Origin of the sequence: Streptomyces sp. NPDC021224 (genome assembly GCF_044332905.1) — a bacterium.
In the GTDB taxonomy this organism is placed as follows: domain Bacteria; phylum Actinomycetota; class Actinomycetes; order Streptomycetales; family Streptomycetaceae; genus Actinacidiphila.
Genome location: NZ_JBIRPW010000006.1, coordinates 415,844 through 436,610, shown reverse-complemented (window position 1 = coordinate 436,610; position 20,767 = coordinate 415,844). Strand labels below are relative to the sequence as shown.

Below are 20,767 nucleotides of genomic sequence, written 5' to 3'. Positions count from 1 at the left end.
GCCCCCGCCTCACGTCAGCCGCAGCGCCGCCTCCCTGACCGCGAGGGTGTCCGCGCGCACCTCGCGCAGCCCCGGCAGCGGCCAGATCCCGCGGCGCGGGGCGGGCGGGCCCTCGGCGCCGGGGGTCCACGCGACGCTGCGGGCCCAGGCCCGCAACTGCTCGCGGAAGCCCGTCACGGCGGGCCCGGAGCGGTGCGTGGTGCGGGTGGCGGCGCCGGTGTCCGGCTCCCACGTGTCGATGTGCAGCGTCGCGCCCTCGTCGCGTGCGTAGGGCGAGGGCAGGGTGAGGGTCGCGACGGTGTCGGTGCCGGTGAACTCGATCGTCTCGCGGTAGCGCCGGTGCTCGGGCAGCCGCAGATGGCTGACCTCGACGAGCAGCCCGTCGTCCGGCCGCCACCGGCAGCTCACCGCGCTGCCGCCGGCCCACTGCACGCTGTGCTCCAGCGACCCGTGCAGCGTGCGCCCGGTTCCCTCCAGCGCCGCGTGCACGATGTTGACCTGGTGGATGAGCGAACCGCCCAGGCCCCGGGCGTACACCTCGCGCTGCGTGCCGCTCGCGCCGGGGCCGAGCGCCCGGCCGAGCGCCTCCTGCGCGGCGGCCGGCTGCGGCCCGTAGGGCGGGGCGGGGTACGGGACGAGGTGGTCGACCAGGTGCGGGGCGTTGGGGTCGTGGATGTCGACGCTGATCCGGCGGGCGGTGGCCGCGTTGTCCCGGCAGTGCTCGACGAAGAACTGCACGATCGGATCGTGCCGCTTCATGTAGCCGGCGGTCACGGGCACACCGGTGCGCCGTTCGGCGGCGGCCAGTTCGTCGATCTCCGCCGGGTCCAGGCTCACCGGCTTCTCGCACAGCACCGGCAGCCCGGCCTCCAGGCAGCCGAGCACCGCGTCCCGGTGGGTCCACCACGGGGAGAGCACCAGCGCGGCCTGCGCCCCGGCCCACACCGCCTCCTGGGCGGTGGTGCACACCGCGACCCGGTCGAATCCCGCCATCACCGCCGCACGGTGCGCCGGGTCCGGGTCGATCACCGCCGCGGGCCGGATCACCCGCGGCAGATCGCGCATCTCGCGCAGATGCGCGGCGTGCGCGACCTTCCCGGCCCCGACGACGACGACCGGGACCGGCGCGTGCCCCGGCCCGTCCGCCCCGGTGAGGCCTCCGCCGTGCCCGTCGGCGGTCTCCGCCGGCAGCCCCTGCCGCCCCGTGTGACGCATCGTGCTCATCCTTTCGCCCGGCCGGCTCTCGTTCCTACCAGGAAACGTGGCGCGACCGCGACGCCGGGGTGTCCGAACCGTGATCTCACCCCTGGCAAGGGGGCCATCCATTGCTAGAGTCGGTATAGGGTGCGGTTGCCACCTTGCAGGCAGCTGCACGTTTCGGCGCACCGCGCGACGAAAGAGGGAATCCGTGGCCAATTCGGTGAGGGGCGGTGGGCCGAATGCGGCCGACATCGGGCTCGCCCTTTATCAGACACTGCGCAGCCAGGGGGCCGTCGCCCCGGACAAGGCCGCGGCGGCGCTCGGCCTGACCGAGGCCGAGTCCGAGGCGGGCTGGCAGGAGCTGGCGGAGCTGGGGCTCATACGCCCGACCGAGGGCGCCGACACGGTGGACGCGGTCGAGCCGGACACCGCGCTGATCGAGCTGCTGGCCCGGCAGCGGGCGTCGCTGCGGCGCCAGCGCGACGAGCTGACCTCGATGGTCGAGGCCGCGGAGTCGCTGATGGAGCGCTACCGCCCCGCGGTGCTGCGGGAGAACGCCGAGATCGAGGTCGAGCTGATCACCCGGGACCACCGGCGGCGCCGGTTCCTGCGGGACTTCGACGCGACGATCACCGAGACGGCCAGCTGGATGCACCCGGGCCCGCTGCCGTCCAGCGAGGTCCTGGCGAGTTCCCTCACCGCCGACAGCGAACTCATCGCACGCGGCATCAAAGTGCGCGCCATTTATGGCCAGAGCATTAATTCAGCACCCCGGCAACGTAAATACCTGTCGGATCTCACTGCCGCGGGAGTGGAAGTCCGGCTCGCCCCGCAGGTTCCTTTCGATCTCCTGATGGCCGATACACACAGCGCTTTGGTACTGGCGAATCCGGATGAGCCGCTGGGCCCCGCCATTGTCATCCGCGGGCCCGCCCTGGTGCGTTCGTACGTGGCCATGTACGAGGATTGCTGGCTGCGGTCGGTCCCCTACAGTGCGAACACGCCGCCGAGCCTGGAATCCGACAGCGAGCTGACCGAGCAGCACCGTACGACCATGAGGCTGCTGGCCAACGGCTTGACGGACGAGCGGATCGCCCGGAAACTCGGGGTGTCATTGAGGACAGTGAGTCGCCTGGTTTCCGAGATCATGCGCTATCTTGAAGCAGACAGCCGATTCCAGGCCGGAGTCCTCGCCGCGGCCCACCGTCTGATCTGACGTCCTCAGGTGACGCGATCAGACCGGCGTATTCACGCCATGGCAGAGATACGCACATGCACTACCTGGTTCGATGCAGGTTGCATTTGCCATCATTAGGAAAGTCATGTGTCCCTACTCCATAGTGAGCACGTCACTTCCTCTGCCCACCTAAGGATTAAGATGTCGCGGATCCGGCGTTCGACCCATGTCTCCGCTGTAGCAGCACTGGTGCTCGCTCTGTCGTCGGCTGCCGGCACGGCTGTTGCCGCCGACTCCTCCTCCGCGCCCGCGCCTGCGCCCGCACCCGTCGCCAAGACCGGCACCGTCTCGCCTGACGGCTGGTTCCCGAGTGTGACGCCCGCCGGTTGGTTCCCGAGTACTACGACGGTCACCCCCGACGGGTGGTTCCCGAGCGTTTCGCCCGCTGGTTGGTTCCCGAGTACTACCACGGCCACGCCTGCCGGGTGGTTCCCGAGTGTCTCGCCCGCGGGCTGGTTCCCCAGCACGACCACCGCCACGCCCATCGGCTGGTTCCCCAGCACCACCACGGCCACGCCTGCCGGGTGGTTCCCCAGCACCGTCCAGGTCTGAGGGCGATCGGCCCGTACCGCGGCGGACACAGCACCGCGCGGCCCGTGATGATTCGCGGACCGCGCGGTGCTTTGTGCATTTTTGTGGGGGGATGATTCCCTACGGCCGGTGGGCCTGGGTCGGGGCTCGGGTCAGGACCCGACGGAGGCCGTCGCGGCCATGAGGGCTTCGTGCGGCCTGGCGACGGCCAGAGCGCGCTGGAGCGCGGTGTCGATGTCGGTCGCCGCGTCGTCGGCCGCGGGATGCACCGCGAGCCAGCCGAGATGGCGCCGGAGGAAGGCCGCGAGGGCCGGCACCGTCCGCAGGGGGAGGCGGACGGTGCGGCCCTCGACCATCAGATCGGCCCAGGAGGTCAGAGTGTCTCGAATAGCAGCGCGCGCCTCGACTGCCGGCCCGTTCAGGGGGATGCCGGGCCGGTCAGTACCGGACAGTCTGTCGCCGGGGTCCTGCGCTGCTACGAGTGCGACCTCAAGCTCGCCGTATACCCGGGGAAGCAAGGCGAGCTGCCGATCCAAACGCTCCTGGCAAGGAACGCAGAGTGCAGGGTCCGTGTCGACACACAGGTGGCCGGTGCGGAACCCGTAGTCGTGCACTCCACTGTCCCTTCTCGTTGCCGGGGCGGTGATTACAGAAAACCAGCGCGGCCGGTTCCGGACAATGTCCTGGAACCGGCCGGATCCTGCCATGGCGCGTTCGCGCATCTAGGCATCTTCGCCGCTGGTCAGCCGGGTGATCGCCACCACGGCCGGTGGGTCAGCGGGGCAGGTTTGCCTCGATCGCACCAATCACCTCGTCAGCCTCGGGAACGACCCGCGGACGGAACCGGGCCACGACCTCGCCCGAGCCGCTGATCAGGAACTTCTCGAAATTCCAGGTGATATCTCCCGCTTCGCCCTCGGCGTCGGCCACCTGCGTCAGCTCGGCGTAGAGCGGGTGCCGGTTCGCACCGTTGACGTCCGCCTTGGCGAGCAGCGGGAAGCTGACGCCGTACGTCGTCGAGCAGAAGGTCGCGATCTCCTCGGCGCTGCCGGGCTCCTGGCCGCCGAACTGGTTGCAGGGCATGCCGACGACCGTGAAGCCGCGGTCCCCGTAGCTCTTCTGCAACCGCTCCAGGGCCTCGTACTGCGGGGTGAGACCGCACTTGGACGCGACGTTCACGAGCAGCACGACCTTGCCGGCGTGCTCGGCGAGCGTCGTCGCGGTGCCGTCGAGGGTCTGCAGCGGGATGTCGTGGAGGGTGCTCATCGGCGGGGGCTCCTTCTGCTTGCGGCCCGGGTCCGGGCGCTGGACGCGCGCCCGGCGGGCGCGGCGGGCTCGGCCACGGTCAGGCCGAGGGTCTGGGCGAGGGCGGGCGCGAGGTCGAGCAGCTGCGCGGGAGTGATCACCGCGCCGCGCAGCGACTCGTAGCCGTCGGCCAGGTCGATCGTCAGGGCGCCGCGCAGATCGGCGTTCTTGAGCACGGCCCGCCCGAAACGGGCCTGCTCGATCCGGCTGCCCGGGAAGGTCACGCCCTCCAGCCGGGCCTCGCCGAAATCGACGTCGCGCAGCACGCAGTCCTCGAAGACGACGTCGTGCAGCGCGGTCGCCCGCAGGTTGACGGAGTCGAGCTTGCAGCGCACGAACGTGACGCGGCGCAGCACCGCGTCGTACAGCTCGACACCGGCGAGGGAGCTGCCGAGGACGGCGGTGTCGAGCCACTGGCCTCCGGCCAGGGTGCAGCCGGTGAGGCGGCAGCCCGACAGCCAGGCGTCGTTGAACCGCGCCCCGCGCAGGTCCGTGCCGGCCAGCACGCAGTCGCTGAGCGCGGACTCCAGGAAGCGGGCCCCCGCGGCCCGCGCGCCCTCGGCCACGTCCAGGCCGTCGAGGTGCACGGTGTCGTAGTCCCCCTCGACCTCCAGGGGTCCGCTGTACGGGACGAGCGCGGAGGCGTACGGGAGGTCGGCGAGCGTCTGGGCGATCTCTCCGCGAGGCTGTGCGTTCACGCCGCCACCCTACGCATGCCGCGGGCGGCAACCATCAGGGGCGCGGGGAACTGCGCGCTCAGCCCCCACCGGGGCGCGGGTAGTCAACCGGCCGGAAGGGGCAGTTGCTGTCGTTTCCGGACCACCGGCCGGTGGTGGGCTGAGCGCGCAGTTCCCCGCGCCCCTGGGGGGGTGCCCCGCGCGGCACGCGCAGCCTGAAAACGGGTGCCCGGCGCGGCACGCGCATGCTCCAGAGCCTCTGGGGGCGGGGGCGCCCCGCGTGGCATCGCGGGGGACATGACGGACATGTCGGCAACGGCTTGCTAAGTTGCGAGGCATGAGCGCTACCTCGGCGAGAACCGCCCCCGCGAAGGGGCCGGTGGCGGCGGGGCCGCGGCGCGGGCGCGGGGTGGAGCTGTCGCTCACCGTCGCGGCCGTGCTGGTGTCGGTGTACGGCTACGCGGAGGTGGGGCTCGCGACGTCGGGCGCGGTCCCGAAGGACGCCGCCGGGTACGGCGCCGGGCTCGCGCTGCTCGCGGTGCTGGCGCACCTGGCCGTACGCGCCCGGGCCCCGTACGCCGATCCGCTGCTGCTGCCGATCGCGGTGCTGCTCAACGGCGTGGGCCTGGTGCTGATCTACCGGCTGGACCTGGAGCCGGTGCTGGGGCCGCGGGCGGCGCCCGCGCAGCTGGTGTGGTCGACGCTGGGCATCACGCTGTTCGTGCTGGCGGTGCTGGCGCTGGACGACCACCGGGTGCTGGCCCGCTACTCCTACCTGGGGGTGACCGCGGCGCTCGTGCTGATGGCCGCGCCGATCTTCTTCCCGGCCGTGAACGGCGCGAGTATCTGGATCCGGGCGGCCGGGTTCTCGATCCAGCCGGGCGAGTTCGCGAAGGTGCTGCTCGCGGTCTTCTTCGCCGCCTACCTCGCGGCCAACCGGGCGGTGCTGGCGTACACCGGCCGTACCGTGCTGGGGCTGCGGCGGCTTCAGTTGCCGACCGGGCGGGTACTGGGGCCGGTGCTGACGATCTGGCTGCTGAGCGTCGGGGTGCTGGTGCTGGAGCGGGACCTCGGCACCTCGCTGCTGTTCTTCGGGCTGTTCGTCGTGATGCTCTACGTGGCGACCGGGCGGACCGGCTGGGTCGCGGTGGGGATGCTGCTGAGCGCGGCGGGCGCGTTCGCGGTCGGCTCGCTGGAGCCGCACGTGCACAGCAGGGTCGAGGACTGGCTGCACCCCTTCGCGAGCGTCCGCGCGGGCCTGGGGCCGGGGCAGCTCGCCCAGTCCCTGTACGCGTTCGGCAACGGCGGGATGCTGGGCACCGGGCTGGGCCAGGGGCATTCGGCGCTCATCGGCTTCGCTGCGAAGTCCGACTTCGTCCTTGCGACCGCGGGCGAGGAGCTGGGCCTGGCCGGGCTGTGCGCGCTGCTGGGCCTGTACGCGCTGCTGGTGGCGCGCGGCCTGCGGGCCGGGCTGGCACTGCGCGACCCGTTCGGGCGGCTGCTCGCGGTGGGGCTCGCGGCGATCGTGGCGCTCCAGGTGTTCGTGATCGCCGGCGGGGTGACCGACCTGATCCCGCTCACCGGTATGGCGATGCCCTTCCTGGCGCAGGGCGGTTCGTCGGTCGTGACCAACTGGATCATCGTGGCGCTGCTGATCCGGCTGAGCGACAGCGCGCGCCGCCCGGCGCCGCCGTCGCCACCGTCGCCGCCGTCGCCGCCGGGAGAGGACGTCCCCCTGTGACCCGCTGCATCCGCCGCTGCGCGGTGCTGATCCTGCTCCTCGCGCTGGCGCTGCTGGTCAACGCGGTGCGGGTGATGGTCGTCGAGTCCGGCTCGTACGCCGCCGACCCGGCCAACCGCCGGATCGCCATCGCCCGCTACGCGCATCCGCGCGGCGCGGTCCTGGTCGGCGGCAGGTCCGTCACCGGCTCGCGCGACACCGGCGGCCAGTTGGCGTATGTGCGCACGTACCGCGACGGGCCGCTGTACGCGCCCGTGACCGGCTTCGCGTCGCAGACGTACGGCACTTCGCTGCTGGAGGGCACCGAGGACGGGCTGCTGTCCGGCACCAGCGCACGGCTGGCGTCGGTGCCGCTGTGGAGCGAGATCACCCGTGACCGGCAGCGCCCCGGCGACGTCCACACGACGATCGACGCGGCCGCCCAGCAGGCCGCCTACTCCGGGCTCGCGGGGCGGCGCGGCGCGGTCGCCGCCCTGGACCCGGCGACCGGCCGGATCCTGGCGCTGGTCTCGTCGCCGTCCTACGACCCGGGGCTGCTGTCCGGTACGGGCGCGGCGGTGGCCGAGCGGTGGCGCGCGCTCAACGACGACCCGGCGCAGCCCATGCTCAACCGGGCGATCCGGCAGACCTACCCGCCGGGCTCGGCCTTCAAGGTGGTCACGGCCGCGGCGGCGCTGGAGTCGGGCGCGGTCACCGATCTGACGGCGCCGACCGACTCCCCCGACCCGTACCGGCTGCCGGGCACCGCCTGGTCGCTCACCAACGAGGGCCGCGGCTGCGCGGACGCGAGCGTGCTGGACGCCTTCCGGGTGTCGTGCAACACCGTCTTCGCCAAGCTCGGTGCCGACGTGGGGCTCGGGGCGATGGTGCGGCAGGCGCAGGCCTTCGGTTTCAACGACACCGGCCTGCGGGTCCCGCCGGGGGTCGCGAAGAGCAACTTCGACACGGCGATGAGCCCGGACCAGGTCGCGCTGTCCTCGATCGGGCAGTTCGACACCACGGCGACGCCGCTCCAGATGGCGATGGTCGCGGCGGCGGTCGGCGACGGCGGCGAGCTGATGCGCCCGTACCTGGTCGACAAGGTCACCAACCACTCCGGCGCGGTGGTGTCGCGGACCGAGCCCGAGCGGCTGCACCGGGCCGTGTCGCGGTACACCGCCGGGCAGTTGCAGCAGCTCATGGAGGCCGTCGTGACGGACGGCACGGGCACCAACGCGGCGATCCCGGGCGCGGTGGTCGGCGGCAAGACCGGCACCGCGCAGCACGGCGTGGGCAACAAGGGCACCCCGTACGCGTGGTTCATCAGCTACGCCCGGCCGCAGGGTGCGAGCCGGGCGGCGGTGGCCGTCGCCGTGGTCGTGGAGGACGCGGAGGCGGCTCGGGCGGACATCTCCGGCGGCGGCAGCGCGGCGCCGATCGCCCGTGCGGTGATGCGGGCGGTGCTGGCGGCGCCACGGCCGCCGGGCGGCTGAGCCGGGCGGTTCGTGCGGGCCGGAGCGGTCAGTGGACCTTCGGGAAGCTGAAGGTGTAGTGCTGCTGGGCGAGCCAGGTCAGCGTCTGGTCGAGGGCGGCCACGGTCTGCGCGCGGTCGCCGCCGCCGTCGTGGAAGAGGATCGTCGGGCCGTTGGAGATCTCCGACTTGACCGTCGCCACGATCGTCCCGACGCCGGGCCGGGAGAAGTCCTTGGTGTCGACGTTCCAGCCGAGCGGCCGCATGCCGTGCTGTGCGGCGAGCTGGCGGCTGGCGGGTGTGAAGGCGCCGCCGGGGGCCCGGTAGTACTGGACGGGGGCGTTGCCGGACGCCTCCTCGATCATCGCGAGGGCGTCCAGGATCTCCTTCTGCTGGTACGCGAAAGGCTTGTGGTCCATCGACTCGTCGTGCGAGACGGTGTGGTCGCACAGCCGGTGCCCCTCGGCCACGACCCGGCGCACCAGGGCGGGGTGGGCCTTGGCCTGCGGGCCGATCATGCAGAAGGTCGCGTGAACGTGGTGCTTCTTGAGCACCTCCAGGACCTTGGGGGTCCACACGGGGTCGGGGCCGTCGTCGATGGTGATGTTGACGGCCTTGCCGGGGGCTTCGGCCGCGTGCACGATGTCGACCGGCACCAAGGGGACCGGCGGCGCGGTCCTGGACGGCTTCGACGACGGTTTGTGCGGGGACGTGGAGTGCCCGCCGCCCTTGCCGTCGCCCGTCCCGCCGCCGTCCTTCGCGTTCTTGCCGTTCGCCGTGCTCCCCGTCGTCGCGGCCGCCGCGGTGCCGCTGCTGCCGCCGCCGGGCGCGACCAGCGCCGACACCACCGCGGCGAGCACGACCACCACGACGGCCACCCCTATCACCAGGGCTCGCGGTGCGCTCTTGATCCGCTCCGGTGTCAGCCGCCCGGCCGTTGTCCGCCAACCCGTCATGGTGTGTGACCGCCCGCCCACTTCGTCGCCCGAGGTCCCGATTCCGCGGCCCAGCGTCCCTCACCTGCTCCGCGAACGGATAGATGCGGCCGCCCACGGTACGGTTCCGCGACGACGACGCAACCAAGGGGTCGTTACAGGATCCGGACGTATCGTCGTATCACTGCATGTCCGCGTCATGCGGGGTGGCCGAAATCGCCCTGTCGACGGGCGGGCGACCGGCCGCGCGGCTCAGTTCGGCGGGGCCTTGAGCCCGGTGCAGCCGCGCAGGCCCTCGTAACGGTCGGTGATCGTCCGGCCCGCGGCCCCGGTCTGCGGCTCGGGCACGCCGTGGCCGTCGACCAGGGCCGGGGTGAAGACCGCCTTGGCGACCTTGCCGCCGGTGACGGTGAGGGTCGTCACGCCGGTCTGGTCGGAGTGCGGGTAGGGCGAGGAGCCGTACCAGAGGAAGTTGCCGAAGCCGTAGGCGACATAGGTCGGGCCGAGCATGCCCGAGCCGAGCATGACGTGCGCGTGCGTGCCGACGACCGCGGTCGCGCCCGCCGCGGACAGGTCGGCGGCGATCGACTTCTGCTCCGGGCCGGGGCAGTTCTGCCCCTCGGTGCCCCAGTGCAGGTAGACCACGACGACGTCGGCCTGCTTGCGCGCGTCCCGCACCGCGGCCAGCAGCTTGGGGCGGTCCAGCGCGGAGGCGATGCCGGGGCGGCCGGGCCCGGCACGGAAGACCTGGTTGGTGTAGTCCTGCACCTGGCTGGCGGCGACGACGGCCAGCCGCACGCCGTTGACCGTCGTGACGTACGGGCGGTAGGCGGCGGTGTCGTCGGGGCCGATGCCGACGACGGGTATCGGCGAGTCCCGCTGCGCCGCGAGGCTGTCGGTCAGCCCCTGCGGGCCGTAGTCGACGGCGTGGTTGTTGGCCATCGTCACGGCGTCTATACCGGAGCGCTGAAGGGCGCCGAGCGCGTCGGGCGAGGTGCGGAAGTGGAACTTCTTCGGCTGCGGGGTGCCGCGGGTGGTGATCGCGGTCTCCAGGTTGACCATCGAGAAGTCCGCGGCCCCCAGCGCCTGCGACATCGGGCCGAGCGCGGGGTCCGTGCCGAGCCGGTTCGCGGTGCGGTCGGTGAAGTGCACGTCGCCGGCGAAGGCGAGGGTGATCGTGCCGGACGGCTCGTGCGCGGCCCCGGCGGCGGTCGCGGACGCGGTGGCCGGGCCGGACGGCGCCCCGGTGGCCGTCGTCCGCGGGGTGGCCGCGGCTCCGGCGGGGCTGCCGCCGCGGCCGAGTACCGCCCAGCCGGTCGCCACGGCGGCGACGACGACCACCGACAGGCCGACCGCCGTGTTCCTGCGGCGCCTTCGGCGCGCTCTGGCCCGGCGGGCAGCACGCCGCGATATCGGCCCTTCACTGGTCATCGGACAAGCGTACGGTCCTACGCCGGAGCTTCCTCCCCCTGGGTGATGGTTTCGGTTACTTCGGTCACCCGGGCCTGCTCCTCGGCGGCGAAGCGCTCGGCGTCCATCCGCTCGGCGATCTCCTCGTCCTGCGTCATCAGCAGGTCCAGGTTGGAGTCGCCCAGCTCGAAGACACCGAGATCGACGTACGCCTGCTGGAGCCGCGGGCCCCACAGGCCGATGTCCTTCACGCACGGCACGATCCGCGAGAAGAGCAGCTTGCGGAAGAGCCGCAGGAAGTCGGAGGACTCGGTCAGCTCGGCGGCCTCGGCGGCGGGGATGCCGAAGTTCTCCAGCACCTCCAGGCCGCGCAGCCGGTTGCGCATCAGGTAGCAGCCCTCGATCACGAACTCCTCGCGCTCGCGCAGTTCGGCGTCGGACAGGTGCCGGTAGTAGTCGCGCAGCGCCATCCGCCCGAAGGCGACGTGCCGGGCCTCGTCCTGCATGACGTACGCGAGGATCTGCTTGGGCAGCGGCTTGTCGGTGGTGTCGCGGATCATGCCGAACGCGGCCAGCGCCAGCCCCTCGATGAGCACCTGCATGCCGAGGTAGGGCATGTCCCAGCGGGAGTCGCGCAGGGTGTCGCCCAGCAGCGACTGGAGGTTGTCGTCGATCGGGTAGAGCATCCCGATCTTCTCGTGCAGGAAGCGCCCGTAGATCTCGGCGTGCCGGGCCTCGTCCATGGTCTGGGTCGCGGAGTAGAACTTCGCGTCCAGGTCCGGGACCGACTCCACGATGCGTGCGGCGCACACCATCGCGCCCTGCTCGCCGTGCAGGAACTGGCTGAACTGCCAGGAGGCGTAGTGCTGACGCAGCAGCGCGCGGTCGGCGTCGTTCATCGCGTCCCAGTAGCGCGAGCCGTACAGCGACATGACCTCGTCGGGGGTGCCCAGCGGGTCGTGCGGATCGACCTCCAGATCCCAGTCGATCCGGCGCATACCGTCCCACTGCTTGTCCTTGCCCTTCTGGTACAGGGCCAGCAGCCGGTCACGGCCGTCGTCGTACTCCCAGGTGAAGCGGGCGGCGCCGTGCGCCGGCACCTGCCAGGACCACTCGGCGGGCTCGGTGGTGTAACGGCCTTGCGTCGACATGGGGCGGCTCCAATCGCCTGTGCCGGGCGGCGGTTCGTGCGCGGGGTCTTGACGGGCTTGTTGACACAGAGTCTCATAAGACCCGTACCGCTGGTAACCCTCGTGCACCGGAGGCCTGTTCGGCATGGACGCCACACTGACCGACCGCGAGAAGACCGCGGAACGCCTGCTCGCGGCGTCCGCGAAGCACTCCTTCGATCCCGACACGGAACTCGACTGGGACGCGCCCTTCGAGGAAGGCCGCTGGTTCTGGCCGCCCGAGTTGCTCTCGCTCTACGACACCCCACTCTGGCACCGGATGACCGACGAGCAGCGGATGGAGCTGAGCCGACACGAGGCCGCGTCGCTGTGCTCGATCGGCGTGTGGTTCGAGACGATCCTCATGCAGCTGCTGCTGCGCCACACCTACGACCTCGACCCGACCAGCGGCCACGTCCGCTACGCGCTCACCGAGATCGCCGACGAGTGCCGGCACTCCAAGATGTTCGCCCGCGCGGTGACCAAGCTGGGCACCCCCGCCTACCGGCCGAGCCGCTTCGACCAGCAGCTCGGGCGCGTCCTCAAGACCGTCTCCACCACGCCCGGTTCCTTCACCGGCACCCTGCTGGCCGAGGAGATCCTCGACTGGATGCAGCGGCTGACCTTCCCGGACGAGCGCGTCCAGACCCTCACCCGCGGCATCACCCGCATCCACGTCGTGGAGGAGGCGCGGCACATCCGCTACGCCCGCGAGGAGCTGCGCAGGCAGATGGTCACCGCCCCGCGCTGGGAGATCGAGGCCACCCGCCTCACCTCCGCGCAGGCCGCCAAGGTCATCGCCCGCTCCCTCATCAGCCCGCAGGTCTACGCCGAGGTCGGCCTCGACGTGAAGGAGGCCGTCGCGGCCGCCCGCACCAGCCCGCACCGGCAGGACGTGATGCGGCAGTCCGCGAAGCGGCTGATGGACTTCTTCGACGAGATCGGCCTCATCCGCGGCCCCAGCCGCCGCATCTGGAAGGCCTCGGGGCTCATACCCGTCCGGGCCTGAGCCCCCCTGCCGCCACCCCGTGGCCGCAACCCCGCCGCCCTCCGAACCGGCGGGGTTGCGGCCACGGGCTTTCACGCCGCGGCGGTGCCCGCGGCCCAGCGGTCGAGTGCCTCGTAGGCCGGGAGCCAGGCGCCCGCGTAGGCACCGCGGGCCGGATCCGGCAGCGGCGCGAGCACGACCGCGGTGGTCTGCTCGTCGGCGCCGTCGAGCAGCCACGGCAGCAGCCGCGGCGCGTCGGGGCCGATGCGCTGGGCGTGGGTCTGCCCAAAGTGCGCCCACTGCCCGGGGGTCAGCGCACGCCGGATCAGCGGCAGCGCCGCGTCCTCCTCGTGTTTGAGGTGGCCGGTCAGCCCGACGGTCAGGGCGTCGACGAGTTCGCCGAGGTGCCCGGAATCCGCGCCCGGGTCCAGCGCCGCTGCGTCGACGGCCGCGATGAGCGGGTCGATGGCGGCGTGTTCGGCTTCCATGGCCTCCAGCAGCGCCAGGTCCTCGGCATGCCCTGCCAGGTTGCTGCGGAGGACCGGCCACAGGGCGTCGTCCTCGGCGGTGTGGTGGACGTGCAGCGCCTTCTTGAACAACTCCCAGCCCGCGCAGGTCGCCACGACCGGGCCCGGGTCGAGGTCGGCACGCGTGGTGATCCGGTCCAGGTGGGCCAGTTCACGGCGCAGCGCGTCGTGCATCGCGTACATCGCGGTCAGGTCGATGGTGTCGCCCATGGGTCAGCTCCAGTTGGTGCCGGCGGGCTCGTGCACGACGGCGTTGATGCGGTTGAACATGTTGGTGACGCCGATCAGCAGGATCAGCGCGGACATCTGCCGCTCGTCGTAGAACGACGTGAGCCGGTCCCACAGCTCTTCCGGCGCGGCGTCGGCGGAGCGGTCGGCCAGGCGGGTGGCGACCTCGGCGAGTTCGAGGGCGGCGCGCTCGGCGTCGTCGAAGAACGGCGCCTCGCGCCAGGCGGCCACGGCCGCGACACGGTCGTCGGACACGCCGGCCTTGCGCAGGTTCTGGTGGTGCGCGTGAACGCAGGCGGAGCAGCCGTTGATCTGGCTGATCCGAAGCCCCACGAGCTCCTGGAGCTCGTGCGAAACGCCGCCGGCGCCAACGGCCTTGAAGATGGCCCCGATGCCCTTCATGGCGTCGGGGAGGACGAATGCCGGGTTCTTCATACGTGCTTGCATGGCTGCCAGCCTCGTCGCGGATCCCCTCGGTGATCAACGACGGATCCAGTGGTGATCGACCAAAGTGGTTGAATGATTGAATGCCGTGGGCCGGTGCCCTGACCACGTACCGCCCCGGGTGATTCGTCGTTCACGGATCGGGGGATCCATGGAACTGCGGGAGATCGAGATCTTCCTGACGCTGGCGGAGGAGCTGCACTTCGGGCGTACGGCCGAACGGCTGCGCATCTCGCCGGCCCTCGTCAGCCACTGCATCCGCAAGCAGGAGCGCCGCATCGGGGCGCCGCTGTTCACGCGTACGAGCCGGGTGGTCCGGCTCACCGAGGTGGGGCGGCAGCTCCACGCGGACCTCCAGCCGGTCTACATCGGCCTCCACGAGTCGCTGGAACGCGCGCGCATGACCGCCCGCGGTGTCACGGCCCGGCTGCGGGTGGGCATGATGCCGTTCAACGTCCGCGGGCTGCACCACTACTGGCACGCCTTCCGCGCCGCGCACCCCCGGTGGGAACTCCGGATCCGGGTCGCGCGATACGCGGACCCCTTCGGCCAGCTCCGCCGGGGCGACTTCGACGCCCTCGTGGCATGGCTGCCCGTGGACGAACCGGACCTGACCGTGGGACCGACCCTGCTCACCGACCACCGCGTCCTCGCGGTCTCCGCGGACCACCCGCTGGCTCTGCGCAGTTCGGCGCCGGCGGAGTCGCTGGGCGACTTCCCCGTCGGCGGCGCCGCCCTCAACCTGGACTACTGGGAGGACGCCATGCTGCCGTTCAGCACACCCCGCGGCCGGCAGGTCGAACGGCTCATCCTCACGGCCCAGCCGGACGAACTGATCAACGCCGTCGGCATGGGCGAGATCGTCATGCCGTTCCCCAGCCTGGTCTCCGGCTACTGGGCCATGAGGAACATCCGCTACCTTCCGATGCCCGATCTGCCGGCCCTGCGGTACGCCCTGGTCTGGCGCACCGAGACCGAGAACGACGCGATCCGCGCCCTCGCCGGCACCGTGGGCGCGGCCGGGGCCCTCGCGTTCTGACCCGCCCGGCGCAGGGTCGCGTCACGCCTTGTCGAACAGGTGCGCCGCGGCGGGCGCGAGGGCGCCGAGCCGGGCGAGCAGCACGCCCGCCGGGCTCTCGCCCGTCTCCTGCGGCAGCGCCTCGGCCGCCGCACGGGCCGCCTGCGGGTCGGTCGTCGCGGTGACCAGCAGCAGGCCGGTGAAGTGGTCCACGAGCCAGTCGCGCAGCTCGACGCGGGACGGCTTGCGGCCCTCGTCGATCCACATCAGCGACACCGCCTCGACCGACGCGATCCACGAGCGCACCATCATCGCCAGCCGCGGGCCCGGTTCGGTCACCCCGAGGTGGTGCAGCACCTGCTCCGCGGCGCGGCGCCGCACCCCGTCCACGATCGCGTCCGTACGGCTGGTTTCGGCCACACTGCCGCCGCCCAGCAGGGCGCCGTACGCCGGGGCGTGCTCCTCGACGTACGCGAGGTAGCGGTCGAGCGCGGCGGACAGCCGCCCGGTGGGCGGGCCCTCGGCGGCGACCGCGAACCGGCCGATCAGCTCGTCGGCCGCGCCGAGCACCGCGGCCTCGTAGATCTGCTGCTTCCCGCCGGGGAAGTAGCGGTAGACCAGCGGGCGGGACACGCCCGCGGCCGCGGCGACCTCGTCGATCGAGACGTCCTCCGGCCGCCGGTGGCCGAACAGGTCGACGGCGGCGGCGAGCAGCTGCGCACGGCGGGCCTCGACGTCCATTCTCCGGTAAGCCACCGCCCCACCTTATGGCCTCCGGCCCGGAAAGACGTTCGGGTGGCGCACCCCGTGGCAGGGTGGGCGCATGAGGCATGAGGAGACGGAGTTCGTCGGGGGGCCGCTGGACGGGCGGGTCATCGAGGTGGTCGTGGGGATGACCGGGCAGCCGCCCAAGGAGTACGTCGTGCCGGTGGAGGGGCAGCGGTACGTGTACCACCGCGTCCCGGGGGTGAAGGGGGAGAACCGGACGCCGTGGGTCTTCCGGTGGGACCCCGAGGGCAAGCGGGCGCCGGGCCCCAAGTGGCCCTGGTCGCGGCCACGCTGACGGCGCGGGGGATTTGGTCCGGACCATTGACACGATTGGTCTAAACCTGTTTGCTGCGCGGTGAGCCCACGCACCACCGCACCGCACCCTCCCCCGCACCGCACCCGCGAAGGAGCATCCCCCCATGCTCAGCACGCTCAGCAGGAAGAGACCACTGGCCGCGGCGTCGGCCGCGCTGGCCGGGGCGCTGGCCGTCGGCGGCCTGGTCGCCCTCGCCCCGTCCGCGAGCGCCGGGGAGTTCCTGGCGAACGGCGGCTTCGAGTCCGGCAACCTGACCGGCTGGACGTGCGACGCCGGCGCCTCCGCCGTCACCGGGCAGGCGCACAGCGGCTCGTACGCGCTGAAGGCGACGCCCTCCGCGTCCGCCACCGGCCAGTGCAAGCAGACCGTGAGCGTCGCCCCGAACACCACGTACACGCTGACCGCGCAGGTCAACGGCTCCTACGTCTACCTCGGGGTGGACGGCGGCACGAGCACCTGGACGCCGGGCACCAGCGGCTACACGCAGCTCAGCGTGTCCTTCACCACCGCGGCCACGCAGACCAGCGCCGGCGTCTTCGTGCACGGCTGGTACGGGCAGCCCGCGTACTTCGCGGACGACATCTCGCTCCAGGGCCCCGGCGGCGGCACCACGACCCCGCCCACCACCCCGCCGACGACGCCCCCGACCACCCCGCCCACCACGCCTCCCACGACGCCGCCGACGACCCCGCCCACCACTCCCCCGACCACACCGCCGGGCGGCGGGACCCTGCCGACGCACGCGCTCGTCGGCTACCTGCACGAGACCTTCGCCAACGGCTCCGGCTACACCCGCCTCGCGGACGTGCCCGACAGCTGGGACATCATCGACCTGGCCTTCGGTGAGACGTCCTCGCCGACCTCCGGGCAGATCCACTTCAACCGCTGCTCGGTCGCCGAGTGCCCCTCGGTCGAGTCGGACGCCGACTTCAAGGCGGCGATCAAGGCCAAGCAGGCCGCGGGCAAGAAGGTGCTGCTGTCGATCGGCGGCGCCAACGGCGAGGTCCAGCTCACCACGACCGCCGCGCGGGACGCCTTCGTGTCGTCGGTCGCCGCGATCGTCGACCAGTGGGGCCTGGACGGCATCGACATCGACTTCGAGGGCCACTCGCTGTCGCTCAACACCGGCGACACCGACTTCAAGAACCCCACCACCCCGGTGATCGTCAACCTGATCTCGGCGCTGAAGACCCTCAAGGCCCGCTACGGCAGCGGCTTCGTGCTGACGATGGCGCCGGAGACCTTCTTCGTCCAGCTCGGCTACCAGTTCTACGGCTCGGGCCCGTTCGGCGGCCAGGACCCGCGGGCGGGCGCGTACCTGCCGGTGATCTACGCGATGCGGGGCGACCTGACGCTGCTGCACGTCCAGGACTACAACTCCGGGCCGATCATGGGCCTGGACAACCAGTACCACACCATGGGCGGCGCGGACTTCCACATCGCGATGACGGACATGCTGCTCACCGGCTTCCCGGTGGCCGGCAACACCGCCAACATGTTCCCGGCGCTCGCCCCCTCCCAGGTGGCCATCGGCCTGCCCGCCTCCACCACCGCGGGCAACGGGTACACCGCCCCTGCCGCGGTCGACCAGGCGCTGGACTGCCTGACGAAGAAGACCAGCTGCGGCGGCTACACCACCCACGGCCAGTGGCCCGCCCTGCGCGGCCTCATGACCTGGTCGATCAACTGGGACCGCTTCAACAACGCGGAGTTCTCCAAGAACTTCGACAGCTACTTCGGCTGACCCCGCGGTAGCCCCCCAGACGCGTACGGCCCGGTCCCGAGGGCGGTGACCGGGCCGTACGCCCCATCCCCCCACGCCTCCCCCGAGCCCGTGTCCCCGGCGCCCCGCCGCCGTGGACACGGGTTCGAACGTTTTGCGGCTCCCCGGTGTGTCGCTGCGGGTACGGAACCGCGCGCGCGGGGAGGCTCGTGGAAGACATGGGGCAAGCGATGAGGCAGTCCTGCGAACCGGGCGACTCCCCGGAGCGGAATGACACGTTCCGGCAGTCGAAGATATGACAACCTATGACACGCTCACAACGGCTCGTCATGTGGGAGGACACGTACATGCCGGTGGCTCGCAACACCAGGTCCTGGCAGCGCTCGGCGGCTGTGTGCAGCGCGCTGCTCGCGACGGCGGCGCTGTCGCTGAACGCGGGGCAGTCCGCGTCCGCCCGCCCGTACGAACCGCCGCCGGCACCGCCCGCCACCACTCCCCCGACCACGCCGACGGCCACCCTGGGCTCGCTGCCCACACCCGGCGCCACCGCCGACCCCGACTCGCTGCCGCAGCTCCTGACGCAGTTGCAGACGCTCTACCAGCAGTCCGAGGCGGCCACCGAGTCGTACAACCAGGCCAAGGTCACCGCCGACCAGCAGCGCACCAAGGCCCGCGCGCTGGACGGGCAGCTCGCGACCGCCCGCGCCAAGGTCGCCGCCGGCAAGGACCAGGTCGGCCTGCTGGCCCGGCAGCTCTACCGCACCGGCGGCCTGTCGCCGTACATCGCCATGCTGGGCGGCGAGGATCCGCAGGACTTCTTCGGCAACCTGCACCTCGCGCAGCACACGGTCGAAACCCAGCAGGCGGCGGTCGACAGCCTCACCGCCGAGCAGGACCGGCTGACCGGGCTCAACGCGCAGGCGCAGAAGGCCCTGGACGCCGCCCAGACCGCGCAGAACACGCAGGCGGCGAAGAAGACCGAGATCGAGACGAACCTGCGGCAGGTCGAGTCGCTGCTCGCCGGGCTCAGCGGCGTCCAGATCAGCGAGCTGGAGGCGCTGGAGCAGCAGGGCGCGGACAAGGCGCAGCAGGAGTTCATGGACTCCAAGCCGCTGGGCCGGGACGCGGCCGTACGCGCCCCCTCCGCGAAGGGCGACGCCGCCATCGCGTACGCCTTCGCGCAGCTCGGCAAGCCCTACGTGTGGGGCGCGGTGGGCCCGGACTCCTACGACTGCTCGGGCCTGACCTCGCAGGCGTGGGGGCACGCGGGCGTGCCGATCCCGCGCACCGCGGAGGAGCAGTGGGCGAAGCTGCCGCGCGTGCCGCTGTCGCTGCTGCGGCCGGGCGACCTGGTCGTCTACTTCCCGAAGGCCACCCATGTGGCCCTGTACATCGGCAACGGCCTGGTCGTGCAGGCCCCGCACACCGGCTCGTACGTGAAGATCTCGCCGATCGGCGCCAACCCGGTCCTCGGCGCCGTCCGCCCCGACATGGGCGCGCAGCCGCTCGCGCACTACAAGCCGCGCAAGGTGCCCGCGGTGAAGGTGCCCGCGGCGGCGAAGACCGCGAAGACTGCGAAGTCCGCAGCGTCCACCGCGCCCGGGAAGGCCCCGGCCTCCGGCAAGGGCACACCGGCGGGCAAGTCCGCGGCGACGCTCCGGAAGTGACGGGGCGGCAGCGGCCCCGCCGCTAGAGCGGCTGGTCGGCCAGCGCGTGCGTGACGAGGGACAGCAGCGCGTCCACGACGGAACGGCGCTCGCGCGCGTCGATGATCTGCACCGGGATGTGCGACGGCACGGCGAGCGCCTCGCGCACGTCCTCAGAGGTGTAGGCGTACGTGCCCTCGAACTGGTTGACGGCGACGGTGTAGGGCAGGCCCGTGCCGTCGAAGTAGTCGAGCGCCGGGAAGCAGTCGGCGAGCCTGCGGGTGTCGGCGAGCACGATCGCGCCTATCGCGCCGCGCACCAGGTCGTCCCACATGAACCAGAAGCGCTGCTGGCCGGGGGTGCCGAAGACGTAGAGGACGAGGTCCTCCTCCAGCGTGATGCGGCCGAAGTCCATCGCGACGGTCGTGGTGACCTTGTCGGGTGTCGCGCCCAGGTCGTCCAGTCCCTCGCTGGCCTGCGTCATCACCGCCTCGGTGGTCAGCGGGGTGATCTCCGACACCGCTCCCACGAAGGTGGTCTTGCCCACGCCGAAGCCGCCGGCCACCACGATCTTGGTGGAGACCGGCGCGCGGTCACGCTCAACCGGCCAGGCGTGCAGGCCGTTCTGGCGGTCAGAGCCTGCGTAGTCCACTGAGCACCCTTTCGAGCAGCGCGCGGTCGGGGCGTACGGACCCGTGACCGGTACCGTACACGCGAATTCTTCCCTGCCCGGCGAGATCGCCGAGCATCGGGCCCCCGGCATTGCCGGCGAGCGCCCGGCGGCCCGTCAGAGCGTACGGGCGCACCCTGTGTGACCTGCGGTCGGCGCGTTCCGTCCGGGCGAGGTGCGGTGTGCGGCGCGGCAGCGGAACGTACGGCTGCTGCGGCGGTACGTACGACAGCGGGCCGTACGGCTGCCGCGGCGGTACGTACGACAGCGGGGGCGGCCCCCAGGCGGCCGCCGCCATCAGCGCGCGCCCCCGCCGCCCGACTGGCGCAGCTCGCTGCGCAGCGCGGGTGTCAGGACGTGGCCGGCGCGGCCGACGAACAGCGCCATCTCGTAGGCCACGACGCTCAGATCGCAGTCGGCGGTGGCGTGCGCGCCGAGCAGCGAGCCGTCGCTGATCGACATCACGATCAGCACCCCGCCGGACATCGCCACGGTGGTCTGCCGGACCCGCCCGCCGTCCATGAGCTGCGCGGCGCCCACGGTGAGCGAGGCGAGCCCGGACACCACCGCGGCCAGGTCCATCCGGCCGCTGCCGGCCAGGCCCGGGTGCGCGGGCGGGGTGTCGTCCGGGCCCGGCCCCTCGCCGTCCGGCTCGGAGCCGCACAGCAGCAGGCCGTCCGAGGACACCACCGCGACCGAGCGGATGCCGTGCACCTCATGGACCAGGTTGCGCAGCAGCCACCGGAAGTTGCGGGCCTCATGGCTGATCGCCCCGGTCATCGTG

The 20,767-nt window shown here is 72.2% G+C and carries 22 protein-coding genes; 8 read left to right on the top strand and 14 right to left on the bottom strand.

The window, feature by feature from the left end:
* Window positions 1-9: 9 nt before the first annotated feature.
* The gene (locus tag ACH4PY_RS18455) at window positions 10-1,215 is read right to left on the bottom strand and encodes a Gfo/Idh/MocA family protein (protein WP_398183205.1); all 1,206 of its coding nucleotides are present in this window, start codon (window positions 1,213-1,215) and stop codon (window positions 10-12) included.
* A 193-nt stretch (window positions 1,216-1,408) separates the two neighbouring features.
* On the opposite strand from ACH4PY_RS18455, the gene ACH4PY_RS18450 reads away from it, so the two are divergent.
* Complete coding sequence (locus tag ACH4PY_RS18450; protein ID WP_398183202.1) at window positions 1,409-2,416, top strand: LuxR C-terminal-related transcriptional regulator; 1,008 nt, start codon at window positions 1,409-1,411, stop codon at window positions 2,414-2,416.
* Window positions 2,417-2,520: 104 nt separating this feature from the next.
* On the opposite strand, the gene ACH4PY_RS18445 is transcribed toward ACH4PY_RS18450, so the two are convergent.
* The 4 genes from ACH4PY_RS18445 to ACH4PY_RS18430 all read right to left on the bottom strand — a co-directional run bounded on the left by ACH4PY_RS18445 (window position 2,521) and on the right by ACH4PY_RS18430 (window position 4,971).
* Complete coding sequence (locus ACH4PY_RS18445) at window positions 2,521-2,952, bottom strand: hypothetical protein (RefSeq protein WP_398183199.1); 432 nt, start codon at window positions 2,950-2,952, stop codon at window positions 2,521-2,523.
* A 168-nt stretch (window positions 2,953-3,120) separates the two neighbouring features.
* Window positions 3,121-3,324 (bottom strand): hypothetical protein, encoded by a 204-nt coding sequence (locus ACH4PY_RS18440; protein WP_398183196.1) that lies wholly within the window; start codon window positions 3,322-3,324, stop codon window positions 3,121-3,123.
* Between the two features lie 418 nt (window positions 3,325-3,742).
* The gene (locus tag ACH4PY_RS18435; RefSeq protein ID WP_398183193.1) at window positions 3,743-4,234 is read right to left on the bottom strand and encodes a glutathione peroxidase; all 492 of its coding nucleotides are present in this window, start codon (window positions 4,232-4,234) and stop codon (window positions 3,743-3,745) included.
* On the bottom strand, window positions 4,231-4,971 hold the full coding sequence (locus tag ACH4PY_RS18430; protein ID WP_398183190.1) for a pentapeptide repeat-containing protein: 741 nt from the start codon (window positions 4,969-4,971) through the stop codon (window positions 4,231-4,233). Before ACH4PY_RS18430 ends, ACH4PY_RS18435 begins: the two co-directional genes overlap by 4 nt.
* Before the next feature lie 316 nt (window positions 4,972-5,287).
* Here ACH4PY_RS18430 and ACH4PY_RS18425 point away from each other — a divergent pair, with 316 nt between their 5' ends.
* The gene (locus ACH4PY_RS18425) at window positions 5,288-6,691 is read left to right on the top strand and encodes an FtsW/RodA/SpoVE family cell cycle protein (RefSeq protein WP_398183187.1); all 1,404 of its coding nucleotides are present in this window, start codon (window positions 5,288-5,290) and stop codon (window positions 6,689-6,691) included.
* A complete protein-coding gene (locus tag ACH4PY_RS18420) occupies window positions 6,688-8,163 on the top strand; it encodes a penicillin-binding transpeptidase domain-containing protein (protein ID WP_398183184.1) in 1,476 nt (491 codons plus the stop codon). The genes ACH4PY_RS18425 and ACH4PY_RS18420 overlap by 4 nt, the downstream gene beginning before the upstream one ends.
* A gap of 28 nt (window positions 8,164-8,191) precedes the next feature.
* On the opposite strand, the gene ACH4PY_RS18415 is transcribed toward ACH4PY_RS18420, so the two are convergent.
* The 3 genes from ACH4PY_RS18415 to ACH4PY_RS18405 form a co-directional block, all read right to left on the bottom strand.
* Entirely contained in the window at window positions 8,192-9,097 is a 906-nt protein-coding gene (locus ACH4PY_RS18415) for a polysaccharide deacetylase family protein (protein ID WP_398183181.1), read from the bottom strand.
* Window positions 9,098-9,328: 231 nt separating this feature from the next.
* Window positions 9,329-10,507, bottom strand: a complete 1,179-nt coding sequence (locus tag ACH4PY_RS18410) for a CapA family protein (protein WP_398183178.1) — start codon at window positions 10,505-10,507, stop codon at window positions 9,329-9,331.
* A gap of 17 nt (window positions 10,508-10,524) precedes the next feature.
* Window positions 10,525-11,637, bottom strand: coding sequence for a ferritin-like domain-containing protein (locus ACH4PY_RS18405; protein ID WP_398183175.1), 1,113 nt, complete (start codon window positions 11,635-11,637; stop codon window positions 10,525-10,527).
* Between the two features lie 124 nt (window positions 11,638-11,761).
* Between ACH4PY_RS18405 and ACH4PY_RS18400 the strand changes: the two genes are divergently transcribed.
* Window positions 11,762-12,664 carry a diiron oxygenase gene (locus ACH4PY_RS18400; RefSeq protein ID WP_398183172.1) on the top strand — a complete coding sequence of 301 codons (903 nt, stop codon included), beginning with the start codon at window positions 11,762-11,764 and terminating at the stop codon, window positions 12,662-12,664.
* A 71-nt stretch (window positions 12,665-12,735) separates the two neighbouring features.
* Here the strand turns inward: ACH4PY_RS18400 and ACH4PY_RS18395 are convergent, their stop codons facing one another.
* Both ACH4PY_RS18395 and ACH4PY_RS18390 read right to left on the bottom strand, forming a co-directional pair.
* Entirely contained in the window at window positions 12,736-13,380 is a 645-nt protein-coding gene (locus ACH4PY_RS18395; RefSeq protein ID WP_398183169.1) for a hemerythrin domain-containing protein, read from the bottom strand.
* Window positions 13,381-13,383: 3 nt separating this feature from the next.
* Entirely contained in the window at window positions 13,384-13,845 is a 462-nt protein-coding gene (locus tag ACH4PY_RS18390) for a carboxymuconolactone decarboxylase family protein (RefSeq protein ID WP_398183166.1), read from the bottom strand.
* Window positions 13,846-13,993: 148 nt separating this feature from the next.
* Here ACH4PY_RS18390 and ACH4PY_RS18385 point away from each other — a divergent pair, with 148 nt between their 5' ends.
* Entirely contained in the window at window positions 13,994-14,881 is an 888-nt protein-coding gene (locus tag ACH4PY_RS18385) for a LysR substrate-binding domain-containing protein (RefSeq protein ID WP_398183163.1), read from the top strand.
* Window positions 14,882-14,902: 21 nt separating this feature from the next.
* Here the strand turns inward: ACH4PY_RS18385 and ACH4PY_RS18380 are convergent, their stop codons facing one another.
* Window positions 14,903-15,601 carry a TetR/AcrR family transcriptional regulator gene (locus ACH4PY_RS18380; RefSeq protein WP_398183440.1) on the bottom strand — a complete coding sequence of 233 codons (699 nt, stop codon included), beginning with the start codon at window positions 15,599-15,601 and terminating at the stop codon, window positions 14,903-14,905.
* 82 nt (window positions 15,602-15,683) lie between these two features.
* Here ACH4PY_RS18380 and ACH4PY_RS18375 point away from each other — a divergent pair, with 82 nt between their 5' ends.
* The 3 genes from ACH4PY_RS18375 (at window position 15,684) to ACH4PY_RS18365 (ending at window position 19,334) form a co-directional block, all read left to right on the top strand.
* Window positions 15,684-15,923: a hypothetical protein gene (locus ACH4PY_RS18375; RefSeq protein WP_398183160.1), complete on the top strand. Its 240-nt coding sequence runs from the start codon at window positions 15,684-15,686 to the stop codon at window positions 15,921-15,923.
* 124 nt (window positions 15,924-16,047) lie between these two features.
* Window positions 16,048-17,688, top strand: a complete 1,641-nt coding sequence (locus ACH4PY_RS18370; protein ID WP_398183157.1) for a chitinase — start codon at window positions 16,048-16,050, stop codon at window positions 17,686-17,688.
* Window positions 17,689-17,972: 284 nt separating this feature from the next.
* Window positions 17,973-19,334, top strand: coding sequence for an NlpC/P60 family protein (locus ACH4PY_RS18365; protein ID WP_398183154.1), 1,362 nt, complete (start codon window positions 17,973-17,975; stop codon window positions 19,332-19,334).
* 22 nt (window positions 19,335-19,356) lie between these two features.
* Here the strand turns inward: ACH4PY_RS18365 and ACH4PY_RS18360 are convergent, their stop codons facing one another.
* Genes ACH4PY_RS18360 through ACH4PY_RS18350 form a run of 3 tightly spaced genes read right to left on the bottom strand, consistent with a single transcriptional unit; the run spans window position 19,357 to window position 20,763 of the window.
* Window positions 19,357-19,965, bottom strand: coding sequence for a GTP-binding protein (locus ACH4PY_RS18360; RefSeq protein ID WP_398183151.1), 609 nt, complete (start codon window positions 19,963-19,965; stop codon window positions 19,357-19,359).
* The gene (locus ACH4PY_RS18355; RefSeq protein ID WP_398183147.1) at window positions 19,946-20,281 is read right to left on the bottom strand and encodes a hypothetical protein; all 336 of its coding nucleotides are present in this window, start codon (window positions 20,279-20,281) and stop codon (window positions 19,946-19,948) included. Before ACH4PY_RS18355 ends, ACH4PY_RS18360 begins: the two co-directional genes overlap by 20 nt.
* Window positions 20,281-20,763, bottom strand: a complete 483-nt coding sequence (locus ACH4PY_RS18350) for a roadblock/LC7 domain-containing protein (RefSeq protein ID WP_398183437.1) — start codon at window positions 20,761-20,763, stop codon at window positions 20,281-20,283. The genes ACH4PY_RS18355 and ACH4PY_RS18350 overlap by 1 nt, the downstream gene beginning before the upstream one ends.
* Window positions 20,764-20,767: the final 4 nt, after the last annotated feature.